Source organism: Aromatoleum anaerobium (assembly GCF_012910705.2).
In the GTDB taxonomy this organism is placed as follows: Bacteria; Pseudomonadota; Gammaproteobacteria; order Burkholderiales; family Rhodocyclaceae; genus Aromatoleum; species Aromatoleum anaerobium.
Window position 1 is genome coordinate 1 of record NZ_WTVG02000029.1, and the last position, 9,307, is coordinate 9,307.

A 9,307-nucleotide genomic window follows, 5' to 3' on the forward strand; every position below is an offset into this window, starting at 1 on the left:
CAGCCTGACCACCTGTGCGGCCTGTGGGCAGCCGATGCCGGTGGCCTACACGAAGACGCGCCAGCTCATGACGCGCCGCGGCCTGGTGCGCCTGCATCTGCACATCCGCCGCTGCGTGCAGATGCGCTGCAGTCGTTTCCATCATCCTTATCATCCCGAAGCCGAAGGGCAATGGGCCTTGCCTGGACAAGAGTTCGGTTTGGATGTGGTCGTGCGGGTGGGGCAATTGCGTTACCGTGAGCATCGTTCCTGTCCAGAGATCCATGCGCAACTGCGCCAGGAAGGGGTGGGGGTGGGGCTGCGCAGCGTGCAGAATTTGCTGACCCAGTACGATACGTTGCTGAGCCTGGCGCTCGAGACGCTGCCGCAGCGCACGGCGCAACTGCTCGCGCAAGGCCGTATGATCCTGGCGATCGACGGCCTGCAGCCCGATGTCGGGCATGAGGTCCTGTGGGTGGTGCGTGACGTGCTCTCGGGTCACCTGCTGTGCGCCTGCAGCCTGCTGTCGTCGGCGCGCGCCGAGCTGGCCGCGCTCCTGGGCGAGGTGGTTGCGGCGCTGCCGGTGCCGGTGGCGGCGATCGTCTCGGATGGCCAGCACAGCCTGCGCGAGGCGGTGGCCGCCGTCTTGCCCGGCGTGCCACACCAGTTGTGCCAGTTCCACTATTTGCGCGAAGCGGCGCGGCCGCTGTGGGAAGCCGACCGCCATGCGAAGAAGGAATTGAAGAAACGCGTGCGCGATGTGCGCGGCCTCGAGCGTTCGGCCGAGCTGCAAACCGATGCGGCCAGCGAGGTGGTGTTGGGCTATTGCGCGGCCGTGCGCAGCGCCCTGACCGACGACGCCCGGCCCCCGCTGACGTTTGGCGGGCTGCGGCTGCACGAGCGGCTGCAACAGATTCAGGCGAGCCTGGTGCGGCTGAGCAAAAAAGGGGGGCGCCGGCCGCATTGAACCGCCTGCAGGGCATTCTGGGGCGCGCGCTGGAGCGGACTGCGCCGCTGTGGCCGGCGGTGATGCAGGGCGCGCAGTGGGTGCGTCAGGCGGCCGTCATCCTGGACAACGCCGACGGCGCAAAGTAAGCGGTAACTGCCCGGCGTTGTTCCCGGCCACATGATCGGCGTGGACAATCGCCTCCAGGTTTAACAACGGAGGCGGTGTTCATGGCAGGAGCAATCAAGCGCAAGTGGCGCCGGCGCAGCCGAGAGGAGTGGCGGGAGGTGTTCGCCCGGCACGGTTCGAGTGGGCTGAGCGTCACGACATTCTGCGCGCGCGAGTCGATCAGCGTCTCGAGCTTTCAGCGCTGGCGGGCACTCGTCGCGCCGGTGAGCGGTGCAGCAGACGCTCGAACGCCGGCGCGGCAAGCGGCGTTCGTCGATCTGGGGGTGCTCGGTTCGGGCAGCGCCTCGCGCCTCGAGCTCAAACTCGATCTGGGGGGCGGCGTGGTGCTGCACCTGGTGCGCGGCTGATGTTCTTTCCCGAAGGCGCGGTGCGGGTGCATCTGTACGGTCGCCCGGTCGATATGCGCAAGTCCTTCGACGGGTTGTATGCGCTCGCCCGCCACGGCGTGGGCCAGGATCCGCTGTCGGGGCATCTGTTCGTGTTCATCAACCGGCGGGCGACGCAGATGAAGGTCCTGTACTGGGATCGCAGCGGCTTTTGCATCTGGGCCAAGCGGCTCGAGTCGGGTCGTTTCGTGTCGGATTGGTCGCGGGTGGCCACCCGCGAGATGGACTGGACGGGGCTGAAGCTGCTGCTCGAAGGCATCGAGCCGGCGCGCGTCAGAAAGCGCTTCGCGCTGCCGGCGAAATGAGCGCAAACCCGCATGGATACTGGCTTTCTTGCTAGAATGACGGCATGCCCGCGACGCCCCTGACGCACCTGCCGACCCGAGAAGAAGCCGCCCGCTGGACGGCCGAGCAGGTCGTCGATCTGGCGCGCGAACGCCTGGCGTTGGGGTGCCGGTTCGATGCGATGAAGCTCGAAGTCGAGGCGATGAAACACCAGCTCGACTGGTTCCGGCGGCAGCTCTTCGGCCAGAAGAGCGAGAAGCGCCTCGTGGACGCCCACCCGCATCAGATGAACCTGGGCGAGCTGCCGGTGCCCGACTCCTCGCCGCCGCCGCCTCCCGCCCAGGACATTGCCGCCCACACCCGCCGGGCCCGCACCACCGATTATGCCGCGGGCGACGAATCGGCGCCGTTCTTCGACGAGGCGCGGGTGCCGGTCGAGACGATTGCGGTGCCCAACCCGGACGCCGAGGGGCTCACCGCCGACCAGTACGAAGTGATCGGCGAGAAGACGAGTTTCCGCCTCGCGCAGCGCCCGGGCAGCTACGTGATCCTCAAATACGTGCGCCCGGTGATCAAGCGCCGCGACACCCAGGTCATTTCCTGCCCGGCCGCGCCCCGCGGTGTCATCGAGGGCAGTCGCGCTGACGTGAGCTTCATCGCCGGCATGCTGATCGACAAGTTTGCCTACCACCTGCCGTTCTACCGCCAGCACCAGCGCCTGGGCGACACCGGCATCACCGTCAGCCGGCCGTGGCTGACGCAGCTCGGCCAACACGCGATTGCCCTGATCGAACCGATCTTTGAGGCCCAGTTCGGCTCGATTCGCGCCTCACGCGTCAAGGCGATGGACGAGACGCCGATCAAGGCCGGGCGCGCCGGGCCGGGCAAGCTCAAGGCCGCCTACTTCTGGCCGGTCTATGGCGAGCTGGACGAAGTCTGCTTCCCGTTCTTCGAGAGTCGCCGGATCGAACATGTCGAGCAGGCGCTCGGCCTGACGCCGGTCGAGCGCGGCGTGCTGCTCAGCGACGGGTACACCGCCTATGAGCACTACACGAAGAAGACCGGACTAACCCACGCGCAATGCTGGGCGCACACGCGGCGCCACCTGTTCGAGGCGAAGGACGCCGCGCCGCAAGTCGCGGCGCAGGCACTGGAGTTCATCGGTGGCCTCTACGCGGTCGAAGCGCACATCCGCGAAAAGAAGCTCAGTGCCGCGAAAAAGCTCGACTATCGATTGATGCATGCCAAGCCGATCGTCGAACGGTTCTTCGCCTGGGTGAGCCAGCAATTCGAGGCACAGGGCCTGTTGCCGAGCAATCCCATGACAAAGGCGCTCGCCTACGCGCGCGAGCGGCGATTCGGACTCGAGGTCTACCTCACCGACCCGGACGTCCCGATCGACACGAACCCTCTGGAACGTGCGCTGCGGGCCATTCCGATGGGGCGCCGCAACTGGTTGTTCTGCTGGACCGAACTCGGCGCCCGGCAGGTCGGCATCATGCAGAGCCTGATCGTCACCTGCCGACTCCACGACATCGACCCCTATGACTATCTGGTCGATGTGCTGCAGCGCGTCAGCCAGCATCCGGCCAGCCGCGTCCACGAACTCACGCCGCGACTGTGGAAGCAACTCTTCGCCGGCAATCCGCTGCGATCGCCCTTGCATAGCCCTCGGCCGTAGGCAAGAACGCTGCGCAGTTACCGGTTACGGCGCAACCGCCCAGACGGTGTGGCGGCGTTATGAAGTGTGGCTGCGGGAAGTGGAACGGGCCGAGGGGTCCGAGCCCTTGATGTCGGCCGCGCAGCATTTGCTCAGGGTGACGCGCAGCTACGGCGAGGGCCTGTTCCAGTGTTACCGGATCAGTGAGCTGCCGCGCACCAACAACGCCCTGGAGCAGATCTTTGGCCGCGTGCGCTATCACGAGCGGCGCGCCAGCGGTCGCAAGGTGGCTTCGCCGTCGCTGGTGACCGATGGCGCCGTGCGTGTGCCGGCGGCGCTGTACGCGCGCATCGTACCGGTGACCGCCCAGATGCTGGCGGCCGTGCCCCACGAGGCTTGGCGCGCACGGCGCGCCGAACTGGAGCGGCAACGCCGGGCGCGACGCCAGCGTTGCCGCTTCCGCAGGCACCCCATCGACTATTTGACGAACCTCGAGCAAGCGGCGGGCAAGCTGACTTTGCCTTCCTAGTTTTTTTTGCCTCCTCTCTTGTGGCAAGCGCTGCGGTAGCTGAATTTGACTTCCCGGCAGGCTTGCGGGTACCATCACGAGCTTTCCGTTTATTGGCCTTCGCCCTAGGCCGGACAAGATCGAGGATTCGAATGAAAACGTTTTCTGCCAAGCCGCACGAAGTCAAGCGCGACTGGTTTGTTGTCGACGCGTCGGACAAGGTGCTTGGCCGGCTTGCCGCCGAAGTGGCCCGTCGCCTCCGTGGCAAGCACAAGGCCATCTACACGCCGCACGTCGATACGGGTGACTTCATCGTCGTCGTCAATGTCGAAAAGCTGCGGGTGACCGGCAACAAGGCGCTGGACAAGAAGTATTACCGTCATACTGGTTATCCGGGCGGAATCTACGAAACCAACTTCACCAAGCTGCAGCAACGCTTTCCCGAGCGCGTGCTGGAAAAGGCGGTGAAGGGCATGCTGCCGAAGGGGCCGCTGGGTTACGCCATGCTGAAGAAGCTGAAGTGCTACGCGGGTGGTGAACATCCGCATTCCGCTCAGCAGCCCCAAGTTCTCGAGATCTGACAGGAGCCGATCAATGGCTGTGAGTTACAACTACGGCACCGGCCGCCGCAAGACTGCGGTTGCCCGTGTGTTCATCAAGCCGGGTTCCGGCAACATCGTCGTCAACGGCAAGCCGGTCGACGAGTTCTTTTCGCGCGAAACCGGCCGCATGATCGTGCGTCAGCCGCTCGTGCTGACTGAAAACGACAGCCGCTTCGACATCATGGTCAATGTGACCGGGGGCGGCGAGTCGGGTCAGGCCGGCGCCGTTCGTCACGGCATCACCCGTGCGCTGATTGAATATGATGCGGAGCTCAAGCCCGTGCTGCGCAAGGCCGGTTTCGTGACTCGTGATGCTCGCGAAGTCGAACGGAAGAAGGTCGGTTTCCGCAAGGCGCGTCGCCGCAAGCAATTCTCGAAGCGCTGATACTTTCGTATCCGCGAACAGAAAAGCCGCCCTTCGAGGCGGCTTTTCTCGTTTCGAACTCAAGAATTCAATTAGTGCGAGTGCGATAATTCATTTCTCACGAAGACAAGTCACGGCAAGGAGAAGGCATGATCAAGATAGGTGTGGTCGGTGGAACAGGGTATACCGGAGTCGAACTGCTGAGGCTGCTTGCCCGCCACCCCGAGGCGAACCTGGTTGCGATAACCTCGCGCGGCGACGCCGGTATGCCCGTTTGCGACATGTTTCCGAGTCTGCGCGGTCGAGTCGATCTGCGCTTCGTGACTCCGCAGGACGCGGCGCTCGACCGCTGCGATGTAGTCTTCTTCGCCACGCCCAACGGGATCGCAATGCAGCAGGCGAGGGAGCTCGTCGATGCCGGCGTGCGGCTGATCGATCTGGCGGCGGATTTCCGCATCCGTGACGTCGCGGAATGGGAAAAATGGTACGGGATGAAGCATGCTTCGCCGGAGCTGGTGGCCGAAGCAGTCTATGGTTTGCCCGAGCGGAACCGCGAGCGCATTCGTTCGGCCCGCGTACTGGCTAATCCGGGTTGCTACCCGACCGCGGTCCAACTGGGCTTTCTGCCGTTGGTCGAGTCCGGTGTGGTGGACCTGTCGCATTTGATCGCGGATGTGAAATCCGGTGTCTCGGGTGCAGGACGCAAGGCGGAAGTTCATACGTTGTTTGCCGAGGCCGCCGACAATTTCAAAGCTTACGCAGTGGCGGGACACCGCCATCTTCCCGAGATTCGCCAAGGACTCGAGGCGATGGCCGGGCAGGGCGTTGGCCTGACCTTTGTTCCACATTTGACGCCGATGATTCGGGGCATCCATGCGACGCTTTACGCAAGGCTTTCGACGGATGTGAATGTGCAGAAGCTGTTTGAAGAACGGTATCAGGACGAGCTCTTTGTCGATGTTCTGCCCGCAGGCAGCCATCCGGAAACCCGTTCGGTGAGGGCAAGCAACCTTTGCCGTGTGGCCGTTCATCGGCCGCAAGGGAGTGATGTCGTCGTGGTCCTGTCGGTCATCGATAATCTCGTCAAGGGTGCAGCCGGGCAAGCTGTTCAGTGCATGAACATCATGTTTGAGCTGGATGAGTCGCTCGGGCTCGATATTGTTCCGGTGTCCCCGTAAGGGAACTATCGGATGGACCGGCGATCGGACTTTGACGAAAATGCTTCCCGTGGCGCATCATGTGCCAGTGTTCTGATAGAGGAGAAAATATGAACACCGTAGTTGACACCCCAGAGCTGATGGTCTTCACGGATAGTGCGGCCACGAAGGTCAAGGAACTGATTGAGGAGGAGGGCAACCCGGAACTGAAGCTGCGCGTTTTCGTGAGCGGCGGGGGATGTTCCGGTTTCCAGTACGGTTTCACGTTCGATGAGGAAGTGAACGAGGACGATACTGCCTTCGAAAAAAATGGCGTGACGTTGCTGGTCGATCCGATGAGCTACCAGTACTTGGTAGGGGCCGAAATCGATTACAGCGAGGGACTGGAAGGGTCCCAGTTCGTGATTCGCAATCCGAACGCAACAAGTACTTGCGGCTGCGGTTCTTCGTTTTCTGCGTGAGCAGAAGGTACGTTTGGGTTTGTCTCCGCCAAGGCAAAGTAAGAACGGGGTGCTGGTGCACCCCGTTTTCCTTTCAGCCTTCCTGCGCGGGAAAGCTCAATCGGCTTGAGCTACCACTGTTCGATTCAGGAGCGCCAATCGTTGTAGCAGTGGTGCGGTTTGACTCTTGAATGCGGCGAGCGCGGTGGGTTCTAGTGGCTGGACCGTAGGTAGCGCGATCTTCATCGGATCGTGCGCAACATTATTCACGCGGATCTCGTAATGCAGGTGCGGACCGGTCGCCCAGCCCGTCGACCCTACATAGCCGATCAGATCGCCCTGCCTGATTTTTGCGCCTTTTCGAAGACCGCCGGCAAAGCCGTGGAGGTGAGCATAGGCGGTGGAATAACGGTCCCGGTGCTGCAAGATAACAATGTTGCCGTAACCGTTCTGCCTGCCCGCATAGTTTACAATCCCGTCGGAGGCCGCTTTCACAGGCGTGCCGGTCGGCGCTGCAAAGTCCACGCCGTTGTGGCTGCGCCAACTCCGGTGAATGGGGTGCAGGCGCCGCCCGAAGGTGGACGAGATTCTGGAGAACTCGAGAGGGTACCTGAGGTAGGCCTCATTCAGCCCGCGACCCTCGGGTGTGTAGTACGCCTCGCTTCCATCCGCGTCGCGATGCAGCACCACAGCGTATTTTTTCCCTTGGTTGACGAATTCGGCTGCCAGCACTCGTCCACTACCCGCAGGAGCTCCCTTGTCGTAGATCGTCTCGTAGACGACGCTGAATTGATCTCCGGCACGCAGATCCGAGCTGAAATCGACCTCGGTGCCAAAAATCTCCGCAAGCTTTGTTGCGACGCTGTCGGGAACACCTGCCGAATCCGTGGCACCGAAAAGCGTATGGCGGATTGTTCCGGTGCGCATCTCAATGTGGGTATCCACCTCGGGGTGGGCTTGGCTGCGCGAACGGATCCCCTCCGGAGTGCGCTCGATCGTGAAGCGTGAATCGCCTCTCGCAACTGGCAAAGTCAGGGAAACGAGTTTTCCACGGCCGTCAACGAGCGCCAGTACGGAGCGTCCTGCACGCAACTGACGAAGTGCGCTTTGGCTTTCAGGATCGCCAGCCAGGAAATCGAGCGCCTCCTGGTCATCAATCTTGATACGGCGAAAGAGCGCCTGAATCGTATCGCCCGGCTGCACCCGCTCGTCGAAAACGAACGGGATGGGTGCACTGGCACTAGGCCGGACGGTAACGGATCCAAGCTGCTCGATGACCGGTTGCACCGGAAACGGCGGCAAGGCATCCCCGGGAACCACTGCAGTGGCCGCGACGACGCTCAGAAGCGAGGTGCCCATGAGAGTCCCAAGCATCAAGCGTCGGCGACCCGAAGGGAGATGGTGGAACAGTTCGGCTAGAATTGTGTTTTTTCGTGCCTGCATGGGAAACACTGGGCAAAAACTTGCGCGAGTTTAGCAAAGTTTTTCCGGCTGCCCTAACGAATGGAGAAATGCATGACTGACGTACAGGCGGCCCTTGAGCTGATAAAGCGGGGAGCTGAAGAGTTACTGATCGAAGCGGAACTTGTCGAAAAACTCAAATCGAATCGCCCTCTGCGCGTGAAGGCGGGCTTCGACCCGACAGCACCCGATCTGCACTTGGGACACACCGTCCTGCTCAACAAGTTGCGGCACTTCCAGGAACTGGGCCATCAGGTGATGTTTCTGGTCGGGGACTTTACCGCAATGATCGGTGATCCGTCCGGGAAGAACGCCACTCGGCCACCCTTGTCGCGTGAGCAGATCCTGGAAAATGCACGCACCTATCAGGAGCAAGTGTTCAAGATTCTCGATCCGGACAAGACGGAGATCTGCTTTAACTCCTCGTGGATGGAGTCCCTCGGGGTGGCGGGGATGATCCGTCTGGCATCACGGCAAACGGTGGCGCGCATGCTGGAGCGGGACGATTTTGCAAAGCGCTACGCGGGAGGGCAGCCGATCGCGATTCACGAGTTTCTGTACCCTCTGTGCCAAGGCTATGACTCGGTGGCGATGCGGGCGGATGTCGAGCTCGGAGGGACTGACCAGAAATTCAATCTACTGGTCGGCAGAGAGCTTCAGAAGCATGAGCGACAGGCGCCACAGTGCGTCCTCATGATGCCGCTGCTGGAGGGGCTCGACGGCGTTAACAAGATGTCAAAGTCGCTTGGCAACTACATAGGTATCACGGAAGCGCCTCGCGAAATTTTCGGGAAGATCATGTCGATCTCCGATAGTTTGATGTGGCGTTATTTCGACTTGCTGTCATTTCGTCCGGCCGGTGAGATCGCGCACTATCGCGTCGAGGTGGAAGGTGGGCGTAATCCGCGCGAACTGAAGGTGCTGCTGGCGCAGGAGCTCGTGGCCCGGTTCCACAACCATGCTGCTGCAGAGGAGGCCCTCGCTGATTTCGAAGCCCGATTCCAGCGGGGTGCATTGCCGGACGACATGCCTGAAGTGAATGTCGTGGTCGGGGACGGGGGTTTGCCGGTCTTCCAGGTCGTCAAACAGGCAGGACTGACTGGAAGTACCTCGGAGGCACTGCGTATGATTGAGCAGGGTGCGGTTCGACTGAACGGCGAGCGAGTTGAGGACAAGGGCCTTGTGCTTCAGCGCGATCAAACTGTTGTCCTGCAAGTTGGAAAACGGAAGTTTGCGTCTGTAGTGCTAAATTGATAGGAGCTTTTCCTGATCAAGAAGCCTCTTGTCTCCGAAGAATATTGGACGAGTCATTGACATCGCTGTTTTACCA

Annotated in this window: 10 protein-coding genes and 1 pseudogene; 10 read left to right on the forward strand and 1 reads right to left on the reverse strand. The window is 61.9% G+C overall.

Translation table 11 applies throughout. The annotated features are described in order from the left end of the window. Positions 1–34 precede the first annotated feature (34 nt). The 9 genes and pseudogenes from GO606_RS00880 to erpA form a co-directional block, all read left to right on the forward strand. A pseudogene (locus tag GO606_RS00880) lies at positions 35–1,059 on the forward strand (transposase); the annotation flags it as partial. A 96-nt stretch (positions 1,060–1,155) separates the two neighbouring features. After that, complete coding sequence (gene tnpA / locus GO606_RS00885) at positions 1,156–1,461, forward strand: IS66 family insertion sequence element accessory protein TnpA (protein ID WP_169120857.1); 306 nt, start codon at positions 1,156–1,158, stop codon at positions 1,459–1,461. Further along, positions 1,461–1,805 (forward strand): IS66 family insertion sequence element accessory protein TnpB, encoded by a 345-nt coding sequence (gene tnpB / locus GO606_RS00890; protein WP_169120859.1) that lies wholly within the window; start codon positions 1,461–1,463, stop codon positions 1,803–1,805. Before tnpA ends, tnpB begins: the two co-directional genes overlap by 1 nt. A 44-nt stretch (positions 1,806–1,849) precedes the next feature. Further along, a complete protein-coding gene (gene tnpC, locus GO606_RS00895) occupies positions 1,850–3,466 on the forward strand; it encodes an IS66 family transposase (protein ID WP_246979221.1) in 1,617 nt (538 codons plus the stop codon). Positions 3,467–3,575: 109 nt separating this feature from the next. Beyond that, positions 3,576–3,974, forward strand: a complete 399-nt coding sequence (locus tag GO606_RS00900; RefSeq protein ID WP_169120632.1) for a hypothetical protein — start codon at positions 3,576–3,578, stop codon at positions 3,972–3,974. A gap of 131 nt (positions 3,975–4,105) precedes the next feature. Beyond that, complete coding sequence (rplM, locus tag GO606_RS00905) at positions 4,106–4,534, forward strand: 50S ribosomal protein L13 (protein WP_011236354.1); 429 nt, start codon at positions 4,106–4,108, stop codon at positions 4,532–4,534. A 13-nt stretch (positions 4,535–4,547) separates the two neighbouring features. Beyond that, positions 4,548–4,940 (forward strand): 30S ribosomal protein S9, encoded by a 393-nt coding sequence (rpsI, locus tag GO606_RS00910; RefSeq protein ID WP_011236353.1) that lies wholly within the window; start codon positions 4,548–4,550, stop codon positions 4,938–4,940. 128 nt (positions 4,941–5,068) lie between these two features. After that, positions 5,069–6,097, forward strand: a complete 1,029-nt coding sequence (argC, locus tag GO606_RS00915; protein WP_169120630.1) for an N-acetyl-gamma-glutamyl-phosphate reductase — start codon at positions 5,069–5,071, stop codon at positions 6,095–6,097. An 89-nt stretch (positions 6,098–6,186) separates the two neighbouring features. Further along, on the forward strand, positions 6,187–6,537 hold the full coding sequence (erpA, locus tag GO606_RS00920; RefSeq protein WP_168954805.1) for an iron-sulfur cluster insertion protein ErpA: 351 nt from the start codon (positions 6,187–6,189) through the stop codon (positions 6,535–6,537). Between the two features lie 96 nt (positions 6,538–6,633). Here erpA and GO606_RS00925 read toward each other — a convergent pair whose 3' ends face one another. Then, positions 6,634–7,875 (reverse strand): peptidoglycan DD-metalloendopeptidase family protein, encoded by a 1,242-nt coding sequence (locus tag GO606_RS00925; protein ID WP_425532175.1) that lies wholly within the window; start codon positions 7,873–7,875, stop codon positions 6,634–6,636. 156 nt (positions 7,876–8,031) lie between these two features. Here GO606_RS00925 and tyrS point away from each other — a divergent pair, with 156 nt between their 5' ends. After that, positions 8,032–9,231 carry a tyrosine--tRNA ligase gene (gene tyrS, locus GO606_RS00930; RefSeq protein ID WP_169120626.1) on the forward strand — a complete coding sequence of 400 codons (1,200 nt, stop codon included), beginning with the start codon at positions 8,032–8,034 and terminating at the stop codon, positions 9,229–9,231. Positions 9,232–9,307 lie beyond the last annotated feature (76 nt).

Coding starts and splice junctions, on each gene's coding strand:
- tnpA (WP_169120857.1), top strand. CDS start 1,156: ATGGCAGGAGCAATCAAGCGCAAGTGGCGCCGGCGCAGCCGAGAGGAG.
- tnpB (WP_169120859.1), top strand. CDS start 1,461: ATGTTCTTTCCCGAAGGCGCGGTGCGGGTGCATCTGTACGGTCGCCCG.
- tnpC (WP_246979221.1), top strand. CDS start 1,850: ATGCCCGCGACGCCCCTGACGCACCTGCCGACCCGAGAAGAAGCCGCC.
- GO606_RS00900 (WP_169120632.1), top strand. CDS start 3,576: ATGTCGGCCGCGCAGCATTTGCTCAGGGTGACGCGCAGCTACGGCGAG.
- rplM (WP_011236354.1), top strand. CDS start 4,106: ATGAAAACGTTTTCTGCCAAGCCGCACGAAGTCAAGCGCGACTGGTTT.
- rpsI (WP_011236353.1), top strand. CDS start 4,548: ATGGCTGTGAGTTACAACTACGGCACCGGCCGCCGCAAGACTGCGGTT.
- argC (WP_169120630.1), top strand. CDS start 5,069: ATGATCAAGATAGGTGTGGTCGGTGGAACAGGGTATACCGGAGTCGAA.
- erpA (WP_168954805.1), top strand. CDS start 6,187: ATGAACACCGTAGTTGACACCCCAGAGCTGATGGTCTTCACGGATAGT.
- GO606_RS00925 (WP_425532175.1), bottom strand. CDS start 7,875: ATGGGCACCTCGCTTCTGAGCGTCGTCGCGGCCACTGCAGTGGTTCCC.
- tyrS (WP_169120626.1), top strand. CDS start 8,032: ATGACTGACGTACAGGCGGCCCTTGAGCTGATAAAGCGGGGAGCTGAA.